The sequence below is a fragment of the Mesorhizobium sp. WSM4904 genome (assembly GCF_029674545.1).
GTDB lineage: Bacteria > Pseudomonadota > Alphaproteobacteria > Rhizobiales > Rhizobiaceae > Mesorhizobium.
The window spans coordinates 5,191,241-5,216,992 of sequence record NZ_CP121354.1; the positions used below are offsets into that span (position 1 = coordinate 5,191,241).

Consider the following 25,752-nt stretch of genomic DNA (forward strand, 5'->3'; position numbering starts at 1 on the left):
GGATACAACCTAAGCCCGCTTGAACGGGTGAGCGGTTTGCGCGATTGTCGTCCGTCCCAGTCAACATAGGCGAACGATGAATCGCAGGGACAAGGCGCCCCCTTTCGTGCCGACCGAAATCCATGTCGGCACAGTCAAGGACGAGAAGGGACACATAGGCATCCTCTCGATCCGGACAACGGAAGGCCTGTTGGACATTGCTTTGGATCTGCAAGCCGCCGAGGCCATCGAAAAAGCCATCGGCTCGATACGATCCAAGCTGGAGACGGTTGACAGCTAGAAAAAAGCCCGGTCGAAACCGGGCAGGAGGTCTTCTGGGAGCCGATCGGATCAGCGTATTCGGTGTCGCTAATATGCGGCATGAACATGACGACCGGATGAAGCTTCGTGAACCTCCGACGAAGCTCCAAATTTAGGTTCGGACCGGCGGAAATGGCGATGAACGGCGAGAAGGACAGTCCCGGCGTCGCGGTGTTCCCACCGCTGCTGTTCCTCGTGGCGCTGATCCTGATGCTGGCGCTGCGCTATGTCTGGCCGCTCGCTATCGGCGGCAGGCCGCTGACCATGGTGCTGGGCATCGTGCTGGCGGCCCTCGCGATCGCCGTTATCGCCTGGGGGCGCATGACGATGCAGCGCGGCGGCACCAATATCGATCCGACGAAACCGACGCTGGCGATCGTCACCGGCGGCCCGTTCGGCTTCAGCCGCAACCCGCTCTATGTCGGCCTGATGGGCCTGCTCCTCGGCATCGGACTCATCTTCGACACATGGTGGGGCGTGCTCGCTCTCGTTCCGGTGTTCCTCATCCTGCATTCCGGCGTGGTGCTGCGCGAGGAGGCCTATCTGGAGCGCAAGTTCGGCGAGCCCTACCGCACCTACAAGGCGAGCGTGCGCCGCTATCTTTGATCAGGTCCCGGGCGGAGGCGCGGGATACCACTCCTCGGGCTGCGGAAACACAAACCCCGCGGGCACACGGTAGATCTCGACAGTGGTCCGCAAATCGTCCTCGGCCGAAAAATAGTGGAAATCGATACCGCCGAATATGGTGCCGGCCTGCACAGCCTCATAGCCGCGCGCCTCGAACTGACGGACACGCTCATCATAGTCGATCCCGTTGCAGTTGAAGGCGAGATGCTGGATACCCTCGCCATGTCGATCCAGGAACTCCGTATAGATCGACTGTCCGCGGATCAACTCGATGATCTCCCAGTTCATGTTCTGACCGTTGGCGAGGCAAACCTTGACCGAGAAATCGGCCGGCCGGCCGCGATAGGTTGCCTCGATGTTCGAGGCATCGACCGTCCGGATCGTCCAGGGGCCGATCCCGAGCCTGACAAAACCCTCCATCATGCGACGGCAATCGCGTGTGACGAAGCAAACCTGAACCAGATTGCCTAGAAATCCGTTGGACAGCTCCGTGGCTCCGAGCACTTCAGGCAAGACGTTCATGATCCTCTCCAGCCGGGGATGCGATGCTATCCGATCGTCTGCCGCGCCAACAAGGCGAGCGTGCGGGACTATCTCTGATAGCTATGCCACTCGCCTGATCCCTGTGATCGGGAGCCCGAGGCGAGTTGGTCGTCAGCCCTTCATCGAATTGCTGTAGACCTGCACGCCGACGCGCTCGTTGCGCCGCCAGCGCACCACGGCGCGATAGACGGCATCGTCGTCGGGAACAATGAGCGTGAAGCGGTCCGGCAGCTCCACCTGCGCGCCGACGCGCAGCTCGGCGCCATGCTCGTGCTGGTTGCGGATGGAGCACCTGATGCTGGCGTCGCCGGTGACGATGGTCGCCTCCTTCAGCACGAACTCTCGCGCATAAAGGCGACGCTCGACATGGGGAAAAGTGGCCATGGTATACTCGTCCCGAAGTTCCTCGGCGGGGTTCAGCCGCCCCGCCGCAACGTAGAACCATAGCAGCGAGGCGTTTCCGTTCCGTTAGCGTTTTCTAATTGCGATCGGCCGGCCGGTCCCGTTTCCGAACACATACCGGCGCCAACATTGGCAGATCGGCTGTCCCGCGGCCGCTGCGCATTTCGGACGACAGACCCAACATTCGACACTGGCATGGAAACCATCAGCAGCATGATGCACAGCGATCAGGTTCATATCGATGCAGACATCGTTCGCGATATGATCTCCGCCCAATTCCCGCAATATCGCCACCAGCGGATCGAGCCGCTCGGCGCGATCGGGACCGTCAATGCGATCTTCCGGATTGGATCGAGCGTGGCGGCGAGATTTCCCCTGCGCTTCGCGGACCCGATCGAGTGCGTCAACATACTGAACAGCGAGGCCGCAGCCATGGCCGAATTTGCACGGCATTCCCCGTTTGCCGCTCCTCGACCGCTCGGTATCGGCAGACCCGGCCCGCGCTACCCGATGCCGTGGACGCTGCAGAGCTGGATAGACGGTGATGCCGCTACGCCGGACGGGCTTGCAAATTCGGCGAGCTTCGCGCTCGACATTGCCGGGCTTATCGCGTCATTGCGCGCGGCGGACACCAGGGGCCGCCGCTTCGATCGGCGGGGAAGGGGCGGACATCTTCCCGACCATGACGACTGGATGTCGATCTGCTTCAGGAACAGCGAGGATATCCTCGACGTGCCGCGGCTCCGCCGCAAATGGGGCGATCTGCGCGAATTGCCGCCGTCCGGTCCCGACGTCATGAACCACGGGGATCTCATTCCGGCCAACCTCCTCGTGCGAGGGGAACGCCTCGTCGGCGTGCTCGACTGCGGCAGCTTCGGACCGGCCGACCCTGCGCTGGACCTCGTCGCCGCATGGCATCTTCTCGATCGCGACCGGCGCGAGACGGTGCGCATTCATCTTCGATCAAGCACGATCGAGTGGAAACGCGGAGCGGCGTGGGCGTTCCAGCAAGCGATGGGCTTGGTATGGTATTACCAAAATACCAACCCGGCCATGAGCGCGCTCGGCCGCAGCACGCTCCGTCGCATCCTCGACGATCCGGAAATCTGAACCCGATTTCGAATAACCGCTACGACCCAGGCGCAATCAACAACAGCGGCCCAAGGCGCGTTGCATTCGGGTAGCTGCAGGCAATGTGCTTTATGCCCAGGCATGCCTCCCGAAAGTGGGAATCCGTTTCGGAACAAAGACAGGCGTAAAATCAAAAACCTAAGGCGCGTGGAACGAATTTGAAAGATCGCCACGGGCTTCAGGCATCGTGCCGAATGGCGAGAAGCACAGCCGGCAGCGTAACCGGCGGAGTACGCATCACAATTGCGCGAGAACGTTGGTAATTTTGGAACCGCAGACGTTTTCCAGTTGGGCACCTGGGGCTGAGCACAGGAGCAAACCATGCATGGAAAAATCATAGCTAGGCTCGCGTTTGCAGCCTGCCTTGGAATTACCCAGCCTTCCCTTGCCGCACCTGACTGGAAGGCAGTGGCGCAGGCGCTGGGGAAATCCGGCTCAGAGGCGTCGGGTGGCGTCTATCGGGTCGGACTGCCTCGTTCGGATCTGAAGGTTACGCTCGACGGAGTAGAACTCAAACCGGCCTTGGCGCTCGGCTCGTGGCTCGCATTCAAGCCCATGGGCGATCACAATACCATGGTGATGGGTGATCTCGTGTTGACCGAATCCGAGATCAGCCCGGTGATGATGAAACTGATCGAAAGCGGCATCGAGGTCACGGCGCTCCACAATCACCTGCGGAGGGCTCAGCCGGAGACGATGTACATGCATGTCCTGGGCCATGGCGATCCGGAAAAGTTGGCCACAGCGCTACATTCGGCGCTGCAGCAGAGTGCTACGCCGCTTTCGGACACACCGGCGAGTGCCACCGCTGCTTCGAAGGCGATCGATCTCGATACGTCGACCATCGACCAGGCACTTGGCCGCAAGGGCAAGGTCAATGGCGGTGTCTATCAGGTCAGCATCCCGCGTGCGGAGTCCATCAAGGATGACGGTATGGAAGTGCCGGACGCAATGGGTTCTGCGATCGCTATCAACTTTCAACCGACCGGGAGTGGCAAGGCGGCGATCACCGGTGACTTCGTTCTGATCGCTTCCGAAGTGAATCCGGTGCTAAGAGCCTTGCGGGAAAGTGGAATAGAGGTGACGGCCGTGCACAACCATATGCTCGACGACCAACCCCGGCTGTTCTTCATGCATTTCTGGGCGAATGACGACGTTGGGAAGTTGGCCAAAGGGCTGAAGCTGGCGCTCGATCAAGTGCACCTCAAGACGGGTAGCTGATCTTTGGCACAGTCCCTTCGAAATTCCGAAGGCAACCGCGTTGGCCCGGGCGGTGTCGAGGAGGCCGCCCATGGGAGGAAAGGAGGCCGTGCCGCGGACATATACGCGGCGCGGGCCTTTCGAGACTTTGGCGATGGCTTTGCCGCAGTGCTCTTGCCGGTATACCTGGCGTCGATCGGGCTTGGACCTCTCGAGATTGGCGTTGTCGCCACCGTCGCGCTCCTTGGTTCGGCACTGCTGACGCTCGGCATCGGGTTCCTGGCGGTGCGGGCAGATCGGCGCACCCTGCTTTTGGCCGCATCCGGCCTGATGATCGCAACCGGGCTGGCTTACGCACGATCGAGCACCTATGCAGTCGTTCTGCTCGTGGCCTTTCTGGGCACGATCAACCCCTCCTCCGGCAGCGTCAGCATCTTTGTACCGCTGGAGCATGCCGTCTTGTCGCGTCTCGTCGCGGATGCGGACCGCACGAAGGCTTTCGCACGCTACAGCCTGTTGGGCGCACTGGCAGCAGCGCTTGGCGCCCTTGCCGCAACCAGTCCGGACTTCCTGGTGACGATCGGCATGTCGCGGACCATGGCGCTGAAGGCAATGTTTGTCCTCTATGCGGTTCTTGGCGTGGCGGGGGGCCTGGTGTACGCGCGCATTCCAGCCGGTTCGAAAACATCTCCACGGGACCGGCCCACCGCGGCACTTGGGCCGTCGCGCACCATTGTCTACAAGCTGGCGGCTCTGTTCAGCATCGATGCGTTCGCCGGCGGTTTCGCGGTGCAATCGCTCATGGCTCTGTGGCTGTTCAGCAAGTTCGGGCTTTCGCTATCGACCGCCGGGGTGTTCTTTTTCTGGTCGGGTGTTTTGTCGGCGGTTTCATTTCCGGTCGCCGCATGGCTGTCGAACCGCATCGGGCTTGTGAACACGATGGTGTTCACTCACATCCCGTCAAGCATCTGCCTGATCCTGGCCGCCTTAGTGCCGAACCTCGATGCCTCCCTGGCATTTCTTCTTGTACGCGCGGCGCTGTCCCAGATGGACGTGCCGACCCGCTCCTCATATGTGATGGCGGTCGTCACGCCACCGGAGCGGCCCGCGGCGGCGAGCGTTACCTCGGTGCCACGCAGCCTCGCCGCCGCCGCTAGCCCCGCCATTGCCGGCGCGCTATTTGCCGCGGGATTCGAAGCTTGGCCTCTGGTGATCTGCGGTGCCCTCAAGATCGTCTATGACTTGGCCTTGCTTTGGGCTTTCCGCCACATCAAGCCACCCGAAGAACGATGAGGCTGGGCCTGTCCGCAAGACGGCAGCAAACGGCCCGATTTCGGGCTGGGCGACCTGAATTCAGCCACCTCTGAACGCAAAAGCCAGCGGCCTCAAGCAACCAAGAACTGGCGCACCGCGGCGCCGATCAGGATCAATCCTGTTCCGATCTCCAATAGCGTCGAGATACGCGCGGTACTGGATCCGAAGCGCTGAAGAACGACGGCGGAGCCTCTGCGAAACAGGACAGCCAGGCCAACGACGACACCAAGGGTAACCGCCACACCGGCCATCATGGCTATCGCGAAGACGATACCCGCCCACGGCACTCCGCGCGCTATCGCGAAGGTCATCACGAAAAGCGTCAACGGACACGGGATAAGCCCCGCCATGATACCAAACGCTTCCCCTTCATGGGCATGATGTTGGTGACGGCCGCGCAGCGCGCGCCAGATCATCCAAGCGCCTACGAGCCCGAGCAGCCCGCGGCTGAGAACTTCCAGCGCCGGGGCGCGGCCGACGCTGCCCAGCGCAATCGAGACCACCGGCAGCGCCAGCAGCGCAATCAGGACGGCAAGCGCGATATGCGTGAGGGAAAGTGCCAGCGATACCAGCAATCCTCGCGACAGCTTCACTTGCGATCCGGTGATATAGGCGGCAAGCAGCGTTTTGCTGTGGCCCGGCGTCAGCGCGTGGGCCGCGCCGAACACCACGCCCATCGGCAGCACAGCAAACAGGGCAAGCCAGTTGCCGTCAGCGGCGAAGGATTTGAGGTGCTGCGCCACCGCCAGGTAGATCTCGCGCTGGTAGTCGAAGAGCGCCTGTATCATCAATGCACGTGCTCGTGGTGACCTTCGGGCTCCACCATGGCGAAGGGCAGATCCTCGCTGTCAGCGCCGGCCGAAAGCTGCAGCCTGGCGCTGAATTCGTGCGGCTCGGCCGGGGCGGCCAGGCTCTGCAGGTAGTGGTGGTCGCCGCCGACCGGCGACAGCGGCAGGCGCTCGACCGTACCGCCCGGCCGCTCGATGGCGACGTTCGCCTGCAGGCCCTCGGCGTGGCGCGACAGGCGCAGGCGCATGCGCTCGCCCTGCGGCGTGTCGACGATCTCCAGCAGCCCGCTGGCGAGCTTGCCCGACACCAGGAACGGGTCGGGCGCGTGATGGTGGGCACCTTCGGCGCTCGACTCGGCGAAACGGACCGTGGCGACGTCGAGCGCCGGAATGTGTGCGAAAAGCTCTGCTTTCAGCGATGCGGCGATGTTGTTCGCGGCGGCGAGCAGCAGCCCGTCATTGACCGCGATCGCCACGTCGACATGCAGCTTGTGGCCGAGCCAGCGGGCCTTCGCCTCGGTCACCTTCTCGATGCCCGCGACATGTTCGGCAGCGTGATGGATCTCGTCGACCAATCCGGGCTCCACCCCGTCGAGCATGCGGGTCAGCACAGAGCGCGCCGACTGCCAGACGATGCCGAAGATGGCGGCTGTGATGATGAGGCCGATGATCGGGTCCGCCAGCGGAAAGCCGAGCCAGACGCCGATCGCGCCTGCGACGACGGCGAGGCTGGTCAATCCGTCGGTGCGGGCGTGATAGCCGTCGGCGATCAGCGCGGCGCTGTTGATCTCACGGCCGACGCGGATGCGGAACACGGCCACCGCCTCGTTGCCGAGGAAGCCTATGACGCCGGCAGCCGCGAGCCAGCCGAGGAACCGCACCGGCTGGGGATCGAGCAGGCGGTCCATCGCCTCGTATCCGGCGACAATCGCGCTCGCCAGGATGATGAGTACGATGACGATGCCGGCCAAATCCTCCACCCGGCCGAGGCCGTAGGTGAAGGTGCGGGTCGGCTTGCGGCGCGCCAGCACGAAGGCGATCCAAAGCGGGATAGCGGTGGTCGCGTCGGCGACGTTGTGGATGGTGTCGGCAAGCAGCGCCACGCTGCCCGAAAACACGACGACGACAACCTGCAAGGCCGCCGTGATCGCCAGGATGACGAATGACCATTTGATCGCCCATATGCCGCGATCGGTGGTGGCGATCGTGGCGTCGATCACGCCATGGGTGTGGCCGTGCGGGCCATGATGATCATGGCCGTGCCCGCCATGGTCATGACCATGTGCCCCGAACCCGAACCAGTCCAGAAGCTTTTCCCACATGGCGGCCTCACAAATATTTGGTGAGCTGCTTCAGCTCCTTGAGCGTGTCCCTGGTCGGCTCGCCGCCTTCGACCAGGCAATGCTCCATGTGGTCGTGGATCAGCTCGCGCTTGGCGTTGCCGACCGCGCTTTCGACGGCATGAAGCTGTTGCGCGAGGTCGAGGCAGGAGCGTCCCTGCTCGAACATGGCGAGCACGGCGGCGAGATGGCCATGCGCGCGCTTGAGCCGGGCGATGATGTCGGGATGGGAGCTGTGTATCGTCATGCGATTATCCTATCCCCCAGGGTAGGATAGGCAATGGACGAAACGCCAACAGTTCTGGTTGGCCTTGCGTGTCCATCCCCGGCCGATCCGTCGGGAGAAACTAGTGCCGCTTGAAGTACTGTACCTCGCGCTCGTGCTTCTCGGCGGCCTCGCGCGACTTGAAGGTGCCGAGGTTGCGGCGCTTGCCGGTCCTCGGATCCACCTTACGCGAATAGAGACGGTATTCGCCGGACTTCAGCTTGCGGATCATGGCGAGCTCCTCTGCGGTTTCATAGCCCTAATCCCCTGGCGCTGTCGGGGGTTCCAGCCGGGCCGAACGTGATCCATTTCACGGAAGGGATGGCCCGAATGTCGGAATCGACGTGGCAGCGACACAATTCGGTCGGATTATTTGTACTCAAATGACTTCCGCTACGTTATGTTCGCGTTGCGAGCATGCCGGACTGAGGAGGAGGGTGAGATGGTGACGGCGAAGCTTCACGGCGTCGAACTCGTCAAGGGCCAGAAGTGGACGGTGCGCGTCACCGCCTACGGCACCACGCTGACCTTCCCCTTCGAGGCCGAGCAATATGCGCGTTCCTATGCCGACGGCCAGGCCTTCCGCCTCGGCGTCGAAGTGGTCGAGCTCAAGGACTGCGCCTGAGTTTCATCGCCAAGCCGTCTCGTTCTTCTTCTCGTAGTCGCTGAACGCCTTTTTCAGCCCGCCCAGCACCTCGGCGGCGGTTTCGAACATAGCCCTCAACTGCGGCTCATCCACCTTGGCGATATCCTGGCGCAGGTGGTCCATCGTCTCCTGCAGCCGGATTTGCATGTTGTGCGTGTGGTGACGAGGGTCTTTGTCGCGTTCACTTGCCATGAGGGCGCTCCTTCCATTTGCTGATCCACCCGCCGGCGGTTCGGCGGTTGCAAACTCAACTCGCAAGGATATTATCGGTTCCCGATATCGAAACTCGATAGTGTGGAGTTGGCGGTGGCGATGCAGCACCAGGAGCTGCTGGCAGGATTCATAAGGCTTCACATCCTGCACCACGCGGCCGAAGGCGATCTCTACGGGCAATGGATGATCGAGGAACTGGCGCGCCACGGTTACCGCGTCAGTCCCGGCACACTCTATCCGATGCTGCATGCCATGGAGCGCAAGGGCTATCTCGAGTCCCGAATCGAGCGGACAGGCCGGTCGCAACGACGCCTCTACACAGCCACCCGCCACGGCCTCGAGGGCCTGGCGGCCGCGCAGGACAAGATCAGGGAGCTGTTTCGTGAAGTCGTCTCAGGACGCAGCGTCTGAACCGAGACATCGGGTCACCGCATTCCCGACCGGCGCGGCCTGGGAGGTGCTCGCGGCTTTCACCAAACTGGGCGTGAGCTCGTTCGGCGGGCCGATCGCCCATCTCGGCTATTTCCGCGACGAATTGGTGCTCCGGCGCAAATGGATCGACGAGGAAGGCTACGCCGACATCGTGGCGCTCTGCCAGTTCCTGCCTGGCCCCGCAAGCAGCCAGGTGGCGTTTGCGCTCGGAATGCTGCGCGCCGGTCCGTTGGGCGCGGCGGCCGCCTGGATCGGCTTCACGCTGCCTTCCGCCATCCTGCTCGTTCTCTTCGCCTATGGATCATCCGCTTTCGCGGGAACGGCCGAGGCCGGCCTGTTGCACGGCCTGAAGGTGGTGGCCGTTGCGGTCGTCGCGCAAGCGGTGTGGGGCATGGCGCGGAGCCTCACGCCGGATCGTGAAAGGGCGGCAATCGCGCTTGCGGCAGTGCTGATCGTAACTTTCGCGGCCAGCTCCGTCGGCCAGATCGCCGCGATCGCTCTTGGAAGCCTTGCCGGATTATGGCTGTGCCGAAGCGGAAGCACACCGGCGATCGGTGAGTTGCATTTCCGTGTTTCCAAAGCGTTCGGCATGCTGGCGCTCGGTGCCTTCGCCCTGCTCTTCGTGCTGTCGATGCTGCTTGCGGGACAGGCCCAGGCCATCGCGCTCTTCGCAGCCTTCTATCGCGCGGGTTCGCTGGTCTTCGGCGGCGGGCATGTGGTTCTGCCCTTGCTGCAGGCGCAGGTCGTTGCACCCGGCTGGGTGGACAACAACGCCTTTCTCGCCGGCTATGGCGCCGCCCAGGCGGTGCCGGGTCCGCTCTTCACCTTCGCGGCCTATCTCGGAGCGGTCATGGGGCCGGCGCCGAACGGCATCGCCGGGGCGACGATCGCGCTTGTCGCGCTCTTCCTGCCCGGGCTGCTGCTGGTCGTCGGAACGCTGCCGTTCTGGGACGACTTTCGCTCAAGGCCGACGGCCCAGGCGGCGATGCGCGGCGCGAACGCGGCCGTCGTCGGAATTCTGGGCGCCGCCCTCTACAACCCGGTCTGGACCAGCGCCATCCGCGTGCAAGGCGACTTCGCGCTGGCGCTGGCTGGCTTTCTCCTGCTCACCGTCTGGAGGGCACCCCCGTGGATCGTGGTCGTTTCGCTGGCGGCGGCGAGCATGATCCTTGCTTTGACCTGAAAGGAGCAAGACCATGGCAACAGTGAATGTCCGCTACATCGTCGACGATGTGGACGCGGCCATCGCGTTCTACACGAAAGCGCTCGGCTTCTCCGTCGTGATGCATCCGGCGCCGAGTTTCGCCATGCTGGACAAAGGCGACCTTCGACTGCTGATCAACGCAACGACCGGGCCGGGCGGCGCGTCCCAGCCGATGCTCGACGGCCGCAAACCGGCACCCGGCGGCTGGAACCGGATCCAGATCGAGGTTGCGGATATCGAGGACGAGGTCGCCCGTTTGAAGGCCCTCGGCGCCCGGTTTCGCAATGACACGGTTGCCGGGATCGGCGGCAAGCAGATCCTGCTCGACGACCCCGCCGGCAATCCGATCGAGCTGTTCGAGCCGCCACGCAAGTAGCTTCGCCATTCCGTAGCCGGCTATTTCGGACGAGCAACCGCGGATGGATCGTAGAGAGGGATATCGCTCGATCCTATCTGCCCGTACGCCAATGGCGGTGCACCCTCACCCCGCTCGCATTCGCCCCATATCCTGCGTACCAGCGCTCGCAGGCGATGCCGTCGTGGTCGGCGTCGTGCGTCGCTCAATTAAAATTAGCAATCCATTGTATTCAATGCAAATCAGGGTCATGCTCGACTTGTTCATGAAACCACATGCGCAGCATGCGGGTTCAAACGGAGTAAAGCGCCATGGAATTTGCTGTCTGCTACGACCACAGCGGGACCGAGCTGGCGCGGTCGATCTTCCTCCATATCACGGCGTTCCTCGTGATCCTGGCGCCCTTGGCCGCGGGCGCGGCTGATCACGATATCGCGCGCGGATTCCGTCGAGCGGCTTCAGATCGCGTAACGGCGTGAGGGTCGTTGCCGGTTAGGACGAACCCAGCTTCGACATCTTCGCGGAAAAGCGCGTCGACCTCGAGTCGGACACTTTGGGCGACATGCATCAGTTCCAGTAGCGGAACACCCTGCCCATTCTGTTGGGCATCATGAAAATCTCCTCCGCGTGCGAAAAGCCGGCGTCCCTGCCCATCGCAAGCCATGTCGCGACGGTTTCCGGGAAATCGGCCAGAAGCATGTGCCTTTCCATCGACGCGAATTCCTCGTCGGAAACGGCCGACCATTCGTCGCGCAGCAGGGAGAAGCGCGCAAGCCAGGCGGCGCGGTCCTCTCCCTCGAAGAGAGCCGGCTCCCAGATGGCGAACAGACCCAGCCCTCCCAGGGCTCTGTGGGCGTCCCGCATCAGTCTCGCCTTGCCTTCGGTCGGCAGATGATGCAGCGACATGCCGATCCAGATCACATCGACCGGCTCCGACCATTTCGCCATCGCCTGCGCGAAATCACCGCAACGCAGCTCGACGGGACAAGGAAGGCTGTCGAGCGCCTGCGCCGCAAGCCGCAGCGACGCCTCCGACAAGTCGATGCCGACATAGTTGCCGATCGCCATGGTCCTCAGCATCGCCGCTGAGGCGCTGGCATCCCCACAGGCAACGTCAAGGAACCGGAACGACGCCGGCGCCTGCTCGACGAGCAGGCCGCGAAGAAGGCCATAGACCTCGCGATGGTACATGAGGTTCGCACCCACGACCCTGCGGTAGGTGTCGAGCTCCCTGTTGAACATGTCCTGCGAGCCGGCGACCTTCGTGTCCATCGTCGCCGGCATGCTTTCGGTCGATGCGCTTGCCATGATGTCCTTCCTCGAACCTCGATGAGCCTGGCAGAGCGGTTCGTCGGTTCACCGAAACGTCGAGCTGCTCTAACTCTTTGTTTTCACGCAATTCCGGACGGAAACGGTCTTCACGCTTTTTCTGGAATCGCTCCAGCACCCCCACCCGATGCGTGGAGATGCAGGGCGCGGAACACCGCGGTGTGGCCGGGCGTCGCCACGCCCAGTTTCATACCCAATTCGTGCATGCGCCCGGACAGCCAGGCGACCTCGATGGGCTTGCCTCTGTCGAGGTCGTTGGCCATCGACGATTTCACATGTGGAGGGAGCACGGCCCACCTCGCGACGACACGGTCCTCGAACCCTTCGGCCAAAGGATGGCCGGCAGCGGCGGCGATCGCCATCCCCTCGTCACGCAATTGCTCGATGAAGATGCGGGCTTCGGCATCGGCCAGGATCGGACCGATCCCCGAACGCATGAGCGAGGTACCGCCGGAGAAAGCCGCAAGCACCACGAACTTCTCCCAAAGCACGCTGTCGATGTCGGCAACCGGCTTCAGATCGAGCCCGATGGCTCGGTTGCAAAGCGCCTGAAGATCGTGGATGAGAGGGTCGCCATGCCCGCCGACGAGGATATCCCGGTGCCCGCCAGCATGGACGATTTCTCCGGGCTTGCCGATGAAGCCGGAAAGGTAAGTGGCGCCGCCGATCACCTTGTCGCCGCGAACATGGCGGCGCAGAATCTCGATGCCGTCGATGCCGTTTTGCAACGTCACGACGCGGGTATTGCCGGCAATCAGCGGTCCCAGAGCCGCTGCGGCCGTCTCGGTGTCGTAGAGCTTGACCGCGAAGATCACAAGATCGACGGGGCCGATGTCGGCCGGAGCGGCGCTCGCGGACACGGTGGGCAGGAAGACGTCGCCGGTGTCGCTCCGAATTCGCAGGCCGTTCCGGCGCATTGCTTCAAGATGCGCACCCCGAGCAATGAAGCTGACGTCGCCCCCTGCCTCGGCGAGCCTTGCGCCGACATAGCCGCCGATGCCGCCCGCTCCCATCATTGCGATCCGCATGCCGTCCCTTTCGACGCCAGCTGCCGCTATCGCCGCGACGCCGGAACGCATCCGCGGGTCACTACAATATTAGCTGTTTCTTTATTAACTTGCCAGTCGGCGCTGCGGTCGCCCGGTTAACCTTCGCCATGGGCACGGACCAAGGTCGGTGTCACAATCGTCGCACCTGGCCTATAATCCTTGCCGGCGGCGGGGTGATTCATGCGTATGCTCAGGGAGATCTTGAAACGACTTGTGCAAATCTGGAGCGGGCGTTCGCTGGCCTGGCAATTCGTGATTGCCGGAGGCATCGTCCTTCTGGCGGTGATGCTGGTTGTTGGCCTGTGGGTGACATCGCAGATCCGCCAAGGCGTCATGCATAATTCCGCCACTACCACCGCGCTCTATGTCGACAGCGTGATCGCGCCGCTGTTGCCTGACCTGCGCAAGAGCCAGGAGTTGGACTCCACCGTCAAGCGGGCGCTGGACGAGACGCTCGGACAGGGAGCCTTGGGAAAGCGGCTGGTGTCGTTCAAGCTGTGGCGACGCGACGGCACGATCCTCTATTCGAAGGATTCCGACCTCATCGGCAAACGGTTCAAGCCGAACCCCAACCTGATCGCCGCCTTCGCCGGCAACGTCATGGTCAAATACAACCAGTTGGAGGACGAGGAAAACGACAAGGAACGGGCGCTCGGCCTGCCGCTGCTCGAGATCTACAATCCGGTGCGCGAGCCTTGGTCCGGCGATGTCGTCGCCGTCACGGAGTTCTACGAACTGTCCGGCGACTTCGAGGAATCGCTGCGCGCCGCCCTGTTGTGGAGCTGGCTGGTGGTGGCCGCCGCCACCGCGGCCTCGCTGGCGCTTTTGTCGGGCATCGTGTTTCGCGGCAGCCGAACCATCCAGACACAGCGCGCGGCGCTGGAGGCCAAGGTCGCCGAGCTGCAGACAGCGCTGGCGCAGAATTCGTCGCTGCGCCAGCGCGTGCAGCGTGCCTCGCGCCGCGCCACCGCCATCAACGAGCGGTATCTGAGACGCATCGGCGCCGACCTGCATGACGGGCCCGCGCAGCTGGTGGCGCTCGCCGCGCTCAGGATGGACAGCCCGGTGCTGGTCGATCCGTCGACGCCGAAACCGCAGCGCGAGGCCGAGATCGCCGGCATCCACAAGACGCTCGGCGAGGCGATGCGCGAGATACGCGGCATCTGCAACGGCCTGGTGCTGCCGCAGATCGAGACGCAGGCAGTGGCCGACATATTGCGGCTGGCGGTGGCCGAGCATGAGCGCCGCACCGACACCAAGGTGCTGCTCACCCTGCCGGAGCGCTTGCCGGAACTCGGCACCTCGGAGAAGATCAGCATCTATCGTTTCGTGCAGGAAGGGCTGAACAACGCCTACAGGCACGGCAAGGGCAAGGGCCAGCAGGTGAGAGCCACGATGAAGGGCGGCAAGCTGCTGGTCGAGGTGCAGGACACCGGACCGGGCTTCGATCCCGCAAGGAGCGAAGGCCTCGGACTCGCCGGCCTCAGGGAGCGCATCGAAAGCATCGGCGGACAATTCGAGACGCTTTCGGGTCCTGGAGGAACGAGACTGGTAATCACATTGTCTGTCGAGGAGCAGCCGTGAACACACCCATCCGCATCGCCATTGTCGACGACCATCCGCTGTTCCGCGAGGGCGTGGCGCGCAGCCTCGGCGAGATCGGCGGCTTCGAGCTTGTAGGCGAAGGCGCCAGCGCCGAAGATGCCGAAAGGCTGGTCCGCGCCAGCGCGCCCGACATCCTGATGCTCGACATCAGCATGCCGGGCGGCGGGCTCAATGCGCTGGCCAGCATCCTTTCCGCCGCCCCCGAGCAGAAGATCGTCATGCTGACGGTTTCGGAAACAAACGCCGACGTGGCGCAGGCGCTGAAGGCGGGCGCGCGGGGCTACGTGCTGAAGGGCGTCGGCTCCAAGTCGCTGGCCGAGATCCTGCGCGACGTCGCCAACGGCCAGAGCTACGTCTCGCCGACGCTGTCGGCCCGGCTGCTGTCCGACCTGTTGCAGCCCACCGGTCGCAAGCCCGATCCGCTCAGCCAGCTTACCGGCCGCGAGGCCGAAATCCTGAGGCTGGTGGCCGAGGGCCTGAGCAACAAGGAAGTCGCCGCCCGGCTGTCGCTGCAGGAAAAGACGGTCAAGCACCACATGACCAGGGTGCTCGCCAAGCTCAACGTGCGCAATCGGACGGAAGCGGCGCTGCTGATGCATGAGGCGAAGGAAAGGTGACGGAATTGAGGAATTGAGGAATTGAAGAACTGAAGAACTGAAGAACAGAGGAATCATCGGGAAGCCTGGCCGCCGATGCTCCAATTCTCCAGTTCTTCAATTCTCCCGTTCCTCAGTTCTCCAGTTCCTCAGTTCCTCAGTTCCCCTAAACGCAAATCACCCCCGTCTTCCGGAAGACGGGGGTGACATGCAAGGGTACGGGAAAAGGGGGTAGCTTCTCTCAACCCTCACAAGCTTAGCAGGCGGGCCAGATCCTCCTGTGTCGCCCGCCGTTCGACGATGGTGCGGCCTTGCGCATCGGTCATCTCGAAGCGGCCGTTCTCGATCTCCTCCTTCATGCCGTTGCGGTGGATCACCGTGATCTTGTTGCCGTCGATCTCGACGGTATCGCCGGTATTGGCATCGACATGACTTGCCTTGCCCGGGTTGGTGTTGCCTTTGCCGCTGTTGTTGCCGGGGCCGGCATTGGCATTGTTGCCACCAGCGTTGCCGTTACTCGAATTGCCCCCGCTGCTGTTGCCGCCGTTGCCGCCGCCATTGCCGCCGCCGCCGCCATTGCCTCCACCATTGCCGTTGCCGGCATAAGCGGCAGGCACAAGAAGCTTGGCCGCGCTATCGGGGGTGAAATGAGAGGTCGCGACGAAAAGCGCCAGCGCGACCGTGGCGCGCAGCGTGATGCGGGCAAGCCTTCTGAAGGCGGGATCGCGCATGCTGTCCTTTTCATGCCGGTCCCGCCTCGGCCATGCCGAAGTTCCGCTCTCGACCAAGCCAAGGCGGAACCGGTGTCTTCACCAGGAAAGGATTCACAGTTTGGTAAGGCTACGGAAGCGGCCCACGACCCATGCCATGTCCAGTCGGACTTTTTTTGCGGCCGTTTGGGGACCATTGTCGCAACCACTGGGAGAACAGCTCGAAGCCGCGACTGCCGCAGCGTTAACCAAATCGCTTGGAAATTCGCCGGCAATTCACTATGACTGGGGCTTGCGAGAACCACGCGGACGCTCAAACGAACCGCGGCATCCTATGGCGCAAAGCGTCACCTGGGCGCAAAAAGGCGCTGTAACACTTTGATTGCGTATGGATTCTCCCCCGACCAGTGGGGCCATGCGCCAAGGGTCCGTCTATCCGGCAACCGTGCCCAAGGGCCCAAAAAAGTACCCCCGCCAAAGGGCGGGGGCAAGGTGAGCAGCGGGAGTTCTGTCATAAGACGATCAGGACCGAAGAGACGAAGCAAAAGGTGGCAACCTGATTTTGCAGCGCTGGCCTTTGGCCCCTTAACGATCTAATCCAGATAGAACCTCGCTCTCACAAACTCTCTTCTCACAAACTCTTCAGGCGACTGAGATCGGCCATTGTGGCCTTGCGCTCGACGATGGTGCGACCAAACTTGTCCTCCATCCTGAAACGGCCGTTCTCGATCCTCTCCTTCATTCCGTTCCGGTGCGTGACCTGGATGCTGTTGCCACTGACCTCGACCTTGTCGCCGGTCGCCGCGTTCACATGATCGTCGATATCGGCGGTGCTGGCGGCACTGTTGGAGGCGCTGTTCGTCGCGCCCTTGCTGTTGCCGCTGTTTCCGCCGCTGTTGCTGTTACCCCCGGCGCTCCCGCTATTGCCGTTACCGTTCGAACCGCTGTTTCCGTTGCCGCTGTTGCCGGCGCTATTTCCACCGCCGTTGCTGCTGCCGCTGTTGCCGCCGGAGTTGCCGTTAGAGCCGCCGTTCCCGCTATTTCCGTTCCCGCTGCCGTTTCCGCCGCTATTTCCGCCGTTGCCGCTATTTCCACCGCCATTGCCATTGCCGCCTTTGCCGGCATAGGCCTTGGTCACAACAGAACCGTCTAAGGAGAGTTGAAGAGGCGCGACAAACAACGCCAGCGCAGTGAGCGCCCGCAAGCCAAGCCTGCAGCCCATGCGCGCTGCGCGCATCCCATTCTCCCCATACCGGCCATCCAGCCCTTCGGCCGAACTACCCCACCGGCAATGTCGCAGCATCAGCATCCCCAATCAGCGCGTCATGGGGAAGTGGCCCACGACCCTTGTCTTGTTTTCTCAGACCTTTTCCGCAAAGGCATAAGACCTAAGTCTTATCTCAACCACCGGATGTGGTCCGGCGCAGCTGCGCGCACGGCTTTTTCCTCGCCCTGCCAGCGGCTTAAAGCACGCCGCGATCGTTCTCCCAAAACCGCTGCGCACTTTTGGGCGACATGCGTCCTTGGTTTACGCATGTCGTTCTCCCAAACCGCTGCGCACTTTTGGGCGACATGCGTCAGCCGGGCGACGGAACCGGCGCCCTCGCCGTCACGGCCGCGCCGAAAGCGGCGGCGATCACGGCGCCGATACCAGCGCATTGCAAGGCGCTCAAGCTCTCATGCAGGAAGAGAAAGCCGGTCAGCGCGCCACCGGCAGGCTCCAGACAGACGATCATGCCATAGACTTTCGCCGGCATTCTGGCCAGCACCATCATCTCCAGCCAGAAGGGCAGCGCGCTGGAAAACAGCCCGACGACGACCGCGCCCGTCATGACATGCGGGTCGGTGAGATAGGGTTGCGCGGCGGTGAAGCCGAAGGGCAGCGCAACAAGCGCCGCGATCGCCATGCCATAGGCCGAGGTACGGGCGCCAAGCCCGGCGCCGGCCTTCTGCGCGAAGATGATGTAGAGCCCCCAGCAGCAGCCTGCGGCAAGCGCGAGCAGCACCCCCGCCGGATCGAGCCCGCGGCTGACATCGGCCACATGGTCGACGTCAGCAAACGGCGAAAGCAGCACGATGCCGGCGACCGCCAGCACCACCCAGACGAGGTCGAGCAGGCGCCTGGAGCCCAGCGTCGCGACGAAAAGCGGGCCGGTAAATTCGAGCGCGACGCAGACGCCCAGCGGAATGCGTTCGAGCGCGGCATAGAAGAGCAGATTCATGACCGAAACGGTGACGCCGTAGGCGGCAAGCCAGGGCAAACCTTGGCGCGTCGGCAGCACCTTCCACGGCCGCAGCACCGCCGCCAGCATCAGCGCGCCGATGGCAAGCCTCAGCATCGTCGTGCCCTCCGCCCCGAGGACCGGGAACAAGCCCTTGGCGAAGGCGGCGCCCACCTGCACCGATAGAATGGCGCCAAGCAGGCCGAGGACGGGCAAGGCGCCCAGCCGCGCCTGCGGTTTTGCGATCGACGTCGGCGTCACTTCCTCTCCCCGCCAGCATGGTCGGATGCGGAGATAGGGCCTGGCGGCCGCGCTGTCGTGAGGCAGCGGGCGGCGGATGCTGGGACAGGGCGAGGCGACGACCACCGCCCTCTCCCCGAGGCCTGCTGCGCTGCACAAAGCATTGAAATCCAAAGGCTCTTTGGTACGTAGCGACGTAAGAATCAATGGTTACGCCGGAGACCTCCGTCCAGTATCAGGCGTTTCCCGCCGTGGTTGCCGGCAAACCTTCTCACCATCGTTGGCGATAAATACTTCCGTGAGGATCAGACCAACTGCCCATAAATATATGGGACCATTGGACAGTTCAGATCGTAATTTAAGGGGCAACTATTCCCCCGGTTGTCGGCATCACATCTTTATTTCAGCGCTGTAAGCATTTTGTGTTGCGCTGCAACATCGACCGCGACAATCGTGGGCCGGGGGCATGCCCAGTGGAGGATGCCATTATTTTGACCCGCATGGGCATTCGGCTGGCCGGCAAGGATTGCACCCTCGGCTCGGACGGAGATTCGTCGGCAGGCAGCGGTAGGATTTGCGCGGCCTATGCCGCCTGGCACCACGGACCTTGTGGAAGCCGCTGATGGCGAACGCGCGTGATGTCCAACTCGATTCGCTGCGGGCCGTTGCCGTGACGCTGGTGCTCTACGCGCATTTCCTTGCGCCCAACGGCACGTCCTTCCTCGGCCATCTCGGGGTCAGGCTGTTCTTCGTGCTTTCCGGCTTCCTGATCACCCGGCTTTTGCTGGACGCGCGCGATACCCACGCATTCGCCGCGGGACCGGCGCTGCGTTCCTTCTATGCCAGGCGCGCGATCCGGATCTTCCCGCCCTATTTCGCGGTGCTGGGGCTCGTCTGGCTCACCGACCTGGAGCAGTCCAGATCCTCGCTCGCCTGGCATGCGCTCTATCTCTCGAATTTCTGGTATGCGCTGCGCAACGATTGGAACCCCTGGCTGCTCTGCCATTTCTGGAGCCTCAGCATCGAGGAGCAGTTCTATCTCGCCTGGCCGCTGATCGTGCTTCTGGCGCCGCGCAAGCGCATCGAGGCGATCACCATCGGCGTCATCTGCTTCTCGCTCGCCTACCGCTTCTACTGGCCGATCGCGGCCAATCCGGCGCTGGCGCGGGACCTTTTGCCGCCGGCCTCGATGGACGCGCTCGCCTGCGGCGCCCTGCTTGCCGCGCGCCGCGCCAGGGGCGCGGACATCCCGCATTGGATGCGGCTCTCCTGGCCGGCCCTGGCGGCGGTTTTCCTGCTCGTCGTCTGGTCCGATCCGGGGCCGGCGAGCTCGACATGGGAGTGGCCGCGCTGGGTGCTGGTGCAGGTGCTGCCGCTGGCGCCGCTGGCGGCGATCGTCGCCGCCTGCTCGAACGGCCTCGGCGGCAGGCTCGGCCGGCTGGCCGAGCTGCCGCCGCTGCTCGCGCTCGGCCGCATAAGCTACGGCGTCTATCTCTACCACCCGATCCTTCTGGCCTATGCCGTCAAGGCGCAGCCATGGATCCCGCTCAACGTCTCGGAACAGGGACCGGGCCGTTTCCTGGTCGCCGGCGCCGCCACGCTGATCGCCGCCTCGCTCTCCTGGACCTTCTTCGAGAAGCCGCTCAATGGGCTGAAGCACTATTTCCCCTATGTGGCGCGGTCGGGCGCGTCGGACGACGCCAAATGGACCAGCCGCACGGCTGGCGCGCTCGAGCTTCAGCGGACGGAGGCAAGGCGATAATGGCAAGCGCTCCTCTCATCTCCGTGCTTTTGCCGGTCTACAATGCCGAGCCCTATGTCGGCGCTGCAATCGGTTCGATCCTGCGGCAGGACTACGGCCGGTTCGAAGTCATCGCCATCGACGACGGCTCGACCGACCGATCGCTGGAGATCCTCGAGCGCTCCCGCAAAGCCGACAGCCGCGTGTCCATCATCTCGCGCGAGAACCGCGGCCTGGTCGCCAGTCTCAATGAGGGGCTGGCGATCGCGCAGGGCGATCTCGTCGCGCGCATGGACGCCGACGACTTCGCCTATCCGTGGCGGCTGTCGCGCCAGGCGGCGCTGTTTGCCGCGCGGCCGGAACTCGGCTTCTGCGGCGCGCTCGTCGATCCGCTGCTGCACGGCCGCATCGCTAAGGGGCGGCTCGATCCGGTGTTCCGGCTCGGCCTCCCGGTGCTGTCGAAGTTCTTCACGATCTTCATCCACCCGACCGTAGTCTACAACCGCCGGGTCATCGGCGAGGCCGATCTGCACTATGACGGCGTCTACCGGCATGCGGAGGATTTCGACCTCTTTCGGCGGCTCACCGACCTCTATCCGGCTGCCTTGATGGAGGAGAGCCTGCTGGTCTACCGCGGGCATCCCGGCAGCGTGACCAGCCGGCACACCAGCGAGATGCGGCGTACGCATCTCAGGATCGTCGGCGAGAACCTCGAGCGCGAGGGCCTGGCGGAAGACAGTGAGGATTTGCGCGCCATCGGCGATCAGGTTTCCTTCGACACCGTGGCCCGGGCGGCAGCCTTCATCCGCGCGCTGGAAGGGCGGATTGCGGCGCTGCCCGCGGCAGTGCGGCCGGGCTACGAGGCCGGGGCGCTCAACCTCTTCTATTTCCTCTATCAGCTCGTCAACGACGAGGAGCAACCGGCGTTCACGCATGAGCTTCTGACGCTGAGCGCGAAATGGAAGGCGATCCGCCGCCGCGAGCAGTATGCGCTGCGCCCCGGCGCCTGGGCGCCATGGCTCAGCCAAGCCTCGATGTGGGCGGGCAAACGCGCTGACTGGGTCGCCTACCGCTTCAAATCCGCGCCGGCGGCGTCCGTGCTTGCGCCTTATCGGATGGGGGCGGCATGAGGCGAGGCGTCGCAACCGCCAATCTCCCCCCTTGTGGGGGAGATGTCCGGCAGGACAGAGGGGGGCGCTGTCCCGCCCTACTTTTCAGCCATTGGCGGCCCGACTTCGCCAGTCTGAAACCAGCCAACCATCAAAGCAGGCGTTCCTTCGCGCCCCCCTCTGGCCTGCCGGCCATCTCCCCCACAAGGGGGAGATTAGCAGCTTCGGCGCCCCGCTCGCCCCGCGACGTCACAGCGCGGAGCTCTCCCCATGAACGCCGAGCGCCGTCCATTGCCGTGGCACCCGGTCCTGCCTGCCCCTCCCTGGCCCAGGCAGCGGCCGCAGGTCTCCTTCATCGTCTGCACGCGCGACCGCGCGACGGTGCTGAAAGCCTGCATCGACTCGATCCGCGCCGCCTGCCGCGCGCACCCAGCCTTCGCCGCCGAGCTGGTGGTGGTCGACAACGGCTCGCGCGACGGCACGGCCGATTATCTTTCGCGGATCGCCGCGACCTCCGACATCGCGCTGACCGCGATCCGCGAGCCGCGTCCCGGACTGGCGGCGGCGCGCAATGCGGGGCTCGCCCGGGCGCGCGGACGGGTGCTGGTCTTCATCGACGACGATTGCAGGCTCGACCGCAACTACCTCGTCGACCTCGAGCGGCATTATGCAAGCGGCGAGAAATGGCTGATCCGCGGCGGCCGCGTCGAGATCGGCGACGCGCGCGACCTGCCCTTCACCATCAAGCGCTGCGAGGAGCGCCAGCGGCTGACGCCGGCCGTCCATCCGGGCGGCTTCGTGCTAGGCTGCAACATGACCATGCATCGCGACGTCGCCGCCCGCATCGGCCCCTTCGACGAACGTCTCGGCGCCGGCGGGGCGCTGCGCTCGGCCGAGGACACGGATTATCTGGTGCGCGCCGTGCTTGCCGGCATGGCGGTGGAATATGTGCCCGACATGACGATCTTCCATCACCACGGCCGGCGCGACCGCAAGGCGGTCGACCGGCTGCACCGCGACTATCATTTCGGCAACGGCGCGCTCTGTCTCAAGCATCTGCGCCGTGCGCCCTGGCTGCTTCGCCACTTCTACTGGGCGATGCGGTCGGCCATGCGCGAGCTGATCGGCGGCCCGCGCTTCGACCAGGAGCTCAGGCTGTCGCACTGGCCGATCGTGCTGATGAACCTCGCGGGCGCGGCGAAGTTCATGGTCCTCATGCTGGCCAGGCGGCCGGATCGGCAGCCGCAGCCGGCCCAGGAAACCACCGAGGCCAAGGCAGAGGCCGGCGCACGATGAGCGGGCGCAAGATGAGTGAGCGCAAGATGCTGGGGCTGTCGATGCTGCGACGGGCGCTCGACCGCCGCCAGCTCGGCCTGCTGCCCGTCGTCGTCGCGCTCGGGCTGGCCGGTGCTGCGCTCGAAGGGTTCGGCATCGGGCTGATCATCCCGCTGCTCGGCATCATCATGGGGCATGGCGAGGCGACCGGCATGGCGGGCCTGTCCGCCCTTCTGCAGAAGGTCGGCGCCGGGCTTGGCGAGCGCGAGCGGCTGATCGCGATTTCGGCCGCGATCCTCGGTTCGATCCTGCTGAAAAACCTGCTGGCTTTCGCCAATTCGGTGCTCACCGCGCATATCTACGGCAAGGCCGGCCAGGCGATCCGCGGCGCGCTGGCCGAACGGCTGCTCGATGTCGGCTATCCGTTCTTCCTGAAGGAGAGTCCGGGCCGGCTGCTCAACATCATCTCCAGCGAATCCTGGCGCGCCTCGGACGCCATCCAGGGGATGCTCGGCGCCATCGTCAGCGCCTCGGCAGCACTCATCCTGCTCGCCTTCCTGCTGCTGCTCTCCTGGCAGATGACGCTCCTGGTGATGCTGGGGCTGGCGCTCGTCCAGGCGGCGCATATGGCGCTGTCGGCGCATCTCAGAGCACCAAGCCGCAGCGTTTCGGCACGCAATAGCGCCTTGGCCTCGCAGATGCTGCATCTGGTCCACGCCGGCCGCCTGATCCGCATCTTCGGCCAGGAGGAGCGCGAGAAGGCGGCGTTCGACAGGGCGTCCGACAGCGTGCGGCGCGCGGCCTTCCTGCTCGCCAACCGCCAGGCCGCGCTGGCGCCGCTGACGGAGGTGCTGCACGCCATGCTGTTCCTGGCGGTGGTGATCGGCGCCTGGCTTGCGGGCTTGAGCTTCCCGCTGGTCGCGGCCTTCCTCATCCTGCTCTACCGCTTGCAGCCGCATGTGAGAGCCCTGCAGATGATCTGGAGCCAGTTGCAGGGGCTTTCGGGCTCGCTGGAAGAGGTGACCTGGCTGCTCGACCCCGAAGGCAAGCCCGCCCCGCCGCAAGGCAGCCGTCCGTTCACGGGCCTCGGCGAGAAGATCGCCTTCGAGGGCGTGAGCTTCAGCTACGCCAATGAGGAGCAGCGCGCGGCGGTGCTGCATGCGGCGAGCTTCGATATCGTCCGCGGCCGCTCGACGGCGCTGATCGGCCGCTCCGGCGCAGGCAAGACGACGATCGTCAACCTGCTTTGTCGCTTCGTCGAGCCGGACGGCGGCAAGATCCTCGTCGACGGCGCGCCGCTCGGCGAGATCGACCCGGCCGAATGGCGGGCCCACATCGCTCTCGCCAGCCAGGAACTGGAGCTGGTAGACGGCACCATTCTCGACAACATCACCTACGGCAAGGACACGGCCAGTGCGGAAGAGGCTGGCCGCGCGGCCATGCTTGCCGAGGCGCACGACTTCATACAAAGGCTGCCGCAGGGCTACCTGACCGTCGTCGGCTATCGCGGCGTCAATCTGTCAGCCGGGCAAAGGCAGCGCATCGCGCTCGCCCGCGCGCTACTGCGCGACCCGGATATCCTCATCCTCGACGAAGCCACCAACGCGGTGGACGGGCTGTCGGAAGCGGCGATCGTGGAAACGCTGAAATCGCGCGCCGGCCGCCGCACCACCATCGTCATCAGCCACCACCACTCGACGATCTCGTTCTGCGACGACCTGGTGATTTTGGAGCATGGCAGGGTGAAGAAGCAGGCGCCGTTCGCGGAGCTGGCAGCGCGCAGCATGGATGAGCTTTATCAGCCGGAGTGAGGCTGGAATCTCCCCCCTCGAGGGGGAGATGTCGCCGAAGGCGACAGAGGGGGTCGCCGCGCATGGAGCGCCAGCGCCTTGCGTGCCGTGAGATGAGGCCGGCGATTTACGTGAGACGACCCCTTCTGGCCTGCCGGCCATCTCCCCCTCAAGGGGGGAGATTACGCGCTCGTAAGTTTTACCCAGCCATCGCCAGCGGCACGGCGCTCTTGTTGGGGATCTGGATGTCGATCTCCAGCGTCGACATGGTCGCGCCGCGGTCCATCGAGACCTGGAGGTAGTCCTGGTCGATCTGCACGTGCTTGGCGATGACCGCCATGATCTCCTCGCGCAGGATGGAGACCAGGTCGGGCTGGCCGCGGCTCTGGCGCTCATAGGCGAGCAGGAGCTGCAGCCGCTCGCGCGCCACCGGCGCGCTGGTGCGCCGCTTGAAGAGGTCGAGGATGCTCATGCCGCCCTCCTTCCGAGCAGCCGGTCGAGGAAGCCCTTGCGTTCGAAGGGGACGACCACCGGCAGGTCCTCGCCTTCCAGGCGTCTTGCCGCTTCGAGATAGGCCTTGGCGGCGGAATTGATCGGCTCGCTGAGCGTCACCGGCGAGCCGAGGTTCGAGGCCCGCAGCACATCCTGGCTTTCCGGGATGATGCCGAGCAGCGGCGTCGACAGGATCTCCAGCACGTCGTCGATCGACAGCATCTCACCGCGCGACGCGCGCGCCGCGTCGTAGCGGGTGACCAGCACGTGCTTCTGGATCAGCTCGCCCTGCTCGGCCTTCATGGTGCGGGCGTCGAGCAGGCCGATGATGCGGTCGGAGTCGCGCACCGAGCTCACTTCCGGGTTGGTGACGATGACCGCCTCGTCGGCGAAGCGCATGGCGAGCTGGGCGCCGCGCTCGATGCCGGCCGGGCTGTCGCAGAAGACATAATCGAACACCGAACGCAGCCGGGTGATGACTTCGGCCACGCCCTCTTCGGTCAGCGCGTCCTTGTCGCGCGTCTGCGAGGCCGGCAGCAGATAGAGCGTCTCCAGCCGCTTGTCGCGGATCAGCGCCTGCGAGAGCTTCGCGGTGCCCTGGATGACGTTGACGAGGTCGAACACCACGCGCCGCTCGGCACCCATGATGAGGTCGAGGTTGCGCAAGCCGACGTCGAAATCGACCAGCGCCACCTTCTTGCCGGTCTTGGCCACGGCAGCGCCGAGCGCGGCCGTCGAGGTCGTCTTGCCGACGCCCCCCTTGCCCGAAGTGACCACGACTACCTTGCCCATATATCCAGCCTCCATTGGCGATTTTTACTCATGACCGTGCCG

30 protein-coding genes are annotated in these 25,752 nt (G+C 64.2%); 16 read left to right on the top strand and 14 right to left on the bottom strand.

Going from position 1 to position 25,752, the window contains the following annotated elements; translation table 11 throughout:
• Positions 1-106: 106 nt before the first annotated feature.
• Both QAZ47_RS25080 and QAZ47_RS25085 read left to right on the top strand, forming a co-directional pair.
• Positions 107-280: a hypothetical protein gene (locus QAZ47_RS25080; protein WP_278231144.1), complete on the top strand. Its 174-nt coding sequence runs from the start codon at positions 107-109 to the stop codon at positions 278-280.
• Between the two features lie 158 nt (positions 281-438).
• Positions 439-906 (top strand): isoprenylcysteine carboxylmethyltransferase family protein, encoded by a 468-nt coding sequence (locus QAZ47_RS25085; protein ID WP_278231145.1) that lies wholly within the window; start codon positions 439-441, stop codon positions 904-906.
• Here the strand turns inward: QAZ47_RS25085 and QAZ47_RS25090 are convergent, their stop codons facing one another.
• The gene (locus QAZ47_RS25090; protein ID WP_278231146.1) at positions 907-1,449 is read right to left on the bottom strand and encodes a VOC family protein; all 543 of its coding nucleotides are present in this window, start codon (positions 1,447-1,449) and stop codon (positions 907-909) included.
• A gap of 132 nt (positions 1,450-1,581) precedes the next feature.
• Complete coding sequence (locus QAZ47_RS25095; protein WP_278076812.1) at positions 1,582-1,854, bottom strand: PilZ domain-containing protein; 273 nt, start codon at positions 1,852-1,854, stop codon at positions 1,582-1,584.
• 147 nt (positions 1,855-2,001) lie between these two features.
• Between QAZ47_RS25095 and QAZ47_RS25100 the strand changes: the two genes are divergently transcribed.
• The 3 genes from QAZ47_RS25100 (at position 2,002) to QAZ47_RS25110 (ending at position 5,496) form a co-directional block, all read left to right on the top strand.
• The gene (locus QAZ47_RS25100; protein ID WP_347567165.1) at positions 2,002-2,982 is read left to right on the top strand and encodes an aminoglycoside phosphotransferase family protein; all 981 of its coding nucleotides are present in this window, start codon (positions 2,002-2,004) and stop codon (positions 2,980-2,982) included.
• Between the two features lie 342 nt (positions 2,983-3,324).
• Complete coding sequence (locus QAZ47_RS25105; RefSeq protein ID WP_278231147.1) at positions 3,325-4,224, top strand: DUF1259 domain-containing protein; 900 nt, start codon at positions 3,325-3,327, stop codon at positions 4,222-4,224.
• Positions 4,225-4,323: 99 nt separating this feature from the next.
• Positions 4,324-5,496 carry an MFS transporter gene (locus QAZ47_RS25110; protein ID WP_278233870.1) on the top strand — a complete coding sequence of 391 codons (1,173 nt, stop codon included), beginning with the start codon at positions 4,324-4,326 and terminating at the stop codon, positions 5,494-5,496.
• Between the two features lie 92 nt (positions 5,497-5,588).
• Here QAZ47_RS25110 and QAZ47_RS25115 read toward each other — a convergent pair whose 3' ends face one another.
• From QAZ47_RS25115 to QAZ47_RS25130, 4 genes are all read right to left on the bottom strand, one after another.
• Positions 5,589-6,305 (bottom strand): sulfite exporter TauE/SafE family protein, encoded by a 717-nt coding sequence (locus QAZ47_RS25115; protein WP_278231148.1) that lies wholly within the window; start codon positions 6,303-6,305, stop codon positions 5,589-5,591.
• A complete protein-coding gene (locus QAZ47_RS25120; protein ID WP_278231149.1) occupies positions 6,305-7,627 on the bottom strand; it encodes a cation diffusion facilitator family transporter in 1,323 nt (440 codons plus the stop codon). The genes QAZ47_RS25115 and QAZ47_RS25120 overlap by 1 nt, the downstream gene beginning before the upstream one ends.
• Before the next feature lie 7 nt (positions 7,628-7,634).
• Positions 7,635-7,892 carry a metal-sensing transcriptional repressor gene (locus QAZ47_RS25125; protein ID WP_071036188.1) on the bottom strand — a complete coding sequence of 86 codons (258 nt, stop codon included), beginning with the start codon at positions 7,890-7,892 and terminating at the stop codon, positions 7,635-7,637.
• 100 nt (positions 7,893-7,992) lie between these two features.
• On the bottom strand, positions 7,993-8,142 hold the full coding sequence (locus QAZ47_RS25130; protein WP_095770090.1) for a hypothetical protein: 150 nt from the start codon (positions 8,140-8,142) through the stop codon (positions 7,993-7,995).
• A 210-nt stretch (positions 8,143-8,352) separates the two neighbouring features.
• On the opposite strand from QAZ47_RS25130, the gene QAZ47_RS25135 reads away from it, so the two are divergent.
• Positions 8,353-8,535 (top strand): hypothetical protein, encoded by a 183-nt coding sequence (locus QAZ47_RS25135; protein WP_210324999.1) that lies wholly within the window; start codon positions 8,353-8,355, stop codon positions 8,533-8,535.
• 3 nt (positions 8,536-8,538) lie between these two features.
• Here the strand turns inward: QAZ47_RS25135 and QAZ47_RS25140 are convergent, their stop codons facing one another.
• Complete coding sequence (locus QAZ47_RS25140; RefSeq protein ID WP_278076816.1) at positions 8,539-8,748, bottom strand: hypothetical protein; 210 nt, start codon at positions 8,746-8,748, stop codon at positions 8,539-8,541.
• A gap of 120 nt (positions 8,749-8,868) precedes the next feature.
• Here QAZ47_RS25140 and QAZ47_RS25145 point away from each other — a divergent pair, with 120 nt between their 5' ends.
• The 4 genes from QAZ47_RS25145 (at position 8,869) to QAZ47_RS25160 (ending at position 11,239) form a co-directional block, all read left to right on the top strand.
• Complete coding sequence (locus tag QAZ47_RS25145; protein WP_278076817.1) at positions 8,869-9,180, top strand: PadR family transcriptional regulator; 312 nt, start codon at positions 8,869-8,871, stop codon at positions 9,178-9,180.
• Between the two features lie 46 nt (positions 9,181-9,226).
• The gene (gene chrA / locus QAZ47_RS25150; RefSeq protein WP_278233871.1) at positions 9,227-10,384 is read left to right on the top strand and encodes a chromate efflux transporter; all 1,158 of its coding nucleotides are present in this window, start codon (positions 9,227-9,229) and stop codon (positions 10,382-10,384) included.
• 13 nt (positions 10,385-10,397) lie between these two features.
• On the top strand, positions 10,398-10,781 hold the full coding sequence (locus tag QAZ47_RS25155) for a VOC family protein (RefSeq protein WP_278231150.1): 384 nt from the start codon (positions 10,398-10,400) through the stop codon (positions 10,779-10,781).
• A gap of 290 nt (positions 10,782-11,071) precedes the next feature.
• Positions 11,072-11,239, top strand: coding sequence for a hypothetical protein (locus QAZ47_RS25160; RefSeq protein WP_278231151.1), 168 nt, complete (start codon positions 11,072-11,074; stop codon positions 11,237-11,239).
• An 88-nt stretch (positions 11,240-11,327) separates the two neighbouring features.
• Here QAZ47_RS25160 and QAZ47_RS25165 read toward each other — a convergent pair whose 3' ends face one another.
• Complete coding sequence (locus QAZ47_RS25165; protein WP_278231152.1) at positions 11,328-12,068, bottom strand: class I SAM-dependent methyltransferase; 741 nt, start codon at positions 12,066-12,068, stop codon at positions 11,328-11,330.
• 110 nt (positions 12,069-12,178) lie between these two features.
• Positions 12,179-13,117, bottom strand: a complete 939-nt coding sequence (locus QAZ47_RS25170) for a 2-dehydropantoate 2-reductase (protein ID WP_278231153.1) — start codon at positions 13,115-13,117, stop codon at positions 12,179-12,181.
• A 207-nt stretch (positions 13,118-13,324) separates the two neighbouring features.
• Between QAZ47_RS25170 and QAZ47_RS25175 the strand changes: the two genes are divergently transcribed.
• On the top strand, positions 13,325-14,722 hold the full coding sequence (locus QAZ47_RS25175; protein ID WP_278207939.1) for a sensor histidine kinase: 1,398 nt from the start codon (positions 13,325-13,327) through the stop codon (positions 14,720-14,722).
• Positions 14,719-15,360 (top strand): response regulator transcription factor, encoded by a 642-nt coding sequence (locus QAZ47_RS25180; protein WP_278231154.1) that lies wholly within the window; start codon positions 14,719-14,721, stop codon positions 15,358-15,360. Before QAZ47_RS25175 ends, QAZ47_RS25180 begins: the two co-directional genes overlap by 4 nt.
• 227 nt (positions 15,361-15,587) lie before the next feature.
• On the opposite strand, the gene QAZ47_RS25185 is transcribed toward QAZ47_RS25180, so the two are convergent.
• From QAZ47_RS25185 to QAZ47_RS25195, 3 genes are all read right to left on the bottom strand, one after another.
• Positions 15,588-16,070: a hypothetical protein gene (locus QAZ47_RS25185; protein ID WP_278231155.1), complete on the bottom strand. Its 483-nt coding sequence runs from the start codon at positions 16,068-16,070 to the stop codon at positions 15,588-15,590.
• Positions 16,071-16,680: 610 nt separating this feature from the next.
• The gene (locus QAZ47_RS25190) at positions 16,681-17,286 is read right to left on the bottom strand and encodes a hypothetical protein (RefSeq protein WP_278231156.1); all 606 of its coding nucleotides are present in this window, start codon (positions 17,284-17,286) and stop codon (positions 16,681-16,683) included.
• A gap of 340 nt (positions 17,287-17,626) precedes the next feature.
• The gene (locus QAZ47_RS25195) at positions 17,627-18,532 is read right to left on the bottom strand and encodes a DMT family transporter (protein WP_278231157.1); all 906 of its coding nucleotides are present in this window, start codon (positions 18,530-18,532) and stop codon (positions 17,627-17,629) included.
• 601 nt (positions 18,533-19,133) lie between these two features.
• Here QAZ47_RS25195 and QAZ47_RS25200 point away from each other — a divergent pair.
• The 4 genes from QAZ47_RS25200 to QAZ47_RS25215 all read left to right on the top strand — a co-directional run bounded on the left by QAZ47_RS25200 (position 19,134) and on the right by QAZ47_RS25215 (position 24,447).
• Positions 19,134-20,273 carry an acyltransferase gene (locus tag QAZ47_RS25200; RefSeq protein ID WP_278231158.1) on the top strand — a complete coding sequence of 380 codons (1,140 nt, stop codon included), beginning with the start codon at positions 19,134-19,136 and terminating at the stop codon, positions 20,271-20,273.
• A complete protein-coding gene (locus tag QAZ47_RS25205; RefSeq protein ID WP_278231159.1) occupies positions 20,273-21,382 on the top strand; it encodes a glycosyltransferase family A protein in 1,110 nt (369 codons plus the stop codon). The genes QAZ47_RS25200 and QAZ47_RS25205 overlap by 1 nt, the downstream gene beginning before the upstream one ends.
• Before the next feature lie 249 nt (positions 21,383-21,631).
• Complete coding sequence (locus tag QAZ47_RS25210) at positions 21,632-22,657, top strand: glycosyltransferase (RefSeq protein WP_278231160.1); 1,026 nt, start codon at positions 21,632-21,634, stop codon at positions 22,655-22,657.
• 11 nt (positions 22,658-22,668) lie between these two features.
• A complete protein-coding gene (locus QAZ47_RS25215; protein ID WP_278231161.1) occupies positions 22,669-24,447 on the top strand; it encodes an ABC transporter ATP-binding protein in 1,779 nt (592 codons plus the stop codon).
• Positions 24,448-24,625: 178 nt separating this feature from the next.
• Here the strand turns inward: QAZ47_RS25215 and minE are convergent, their stop codons facing one another.
• Positions 24,626-24,898, bottom strand: a complete 273-nt coding sequence (gene minE / locus QAZ47_RS25220) for a cell division topological specificity factor MinE (protein WP_040973218.1) — start codon at positions 24,896-24,898, stop codon at positions 24,626-24,628.
• The gene (gene minD, locus QAZ47_RS25225) at positions 24,895-25,710 is read right to left on the bottom strand and encodes a septum site-determining protein MinD (RefSeq protein WP_278203454.1); all 816 of its coding nucleotides are present in this window, start codon (positions 25,708-25,710) and stop codon (positions 24,895-24,897) included. Before minD ends, minE begins: the two co-directional genes overlap by 4 nt.
• Between the last annotated feature and the right edge of the window lie 42 nt (positions 25,711-25,752).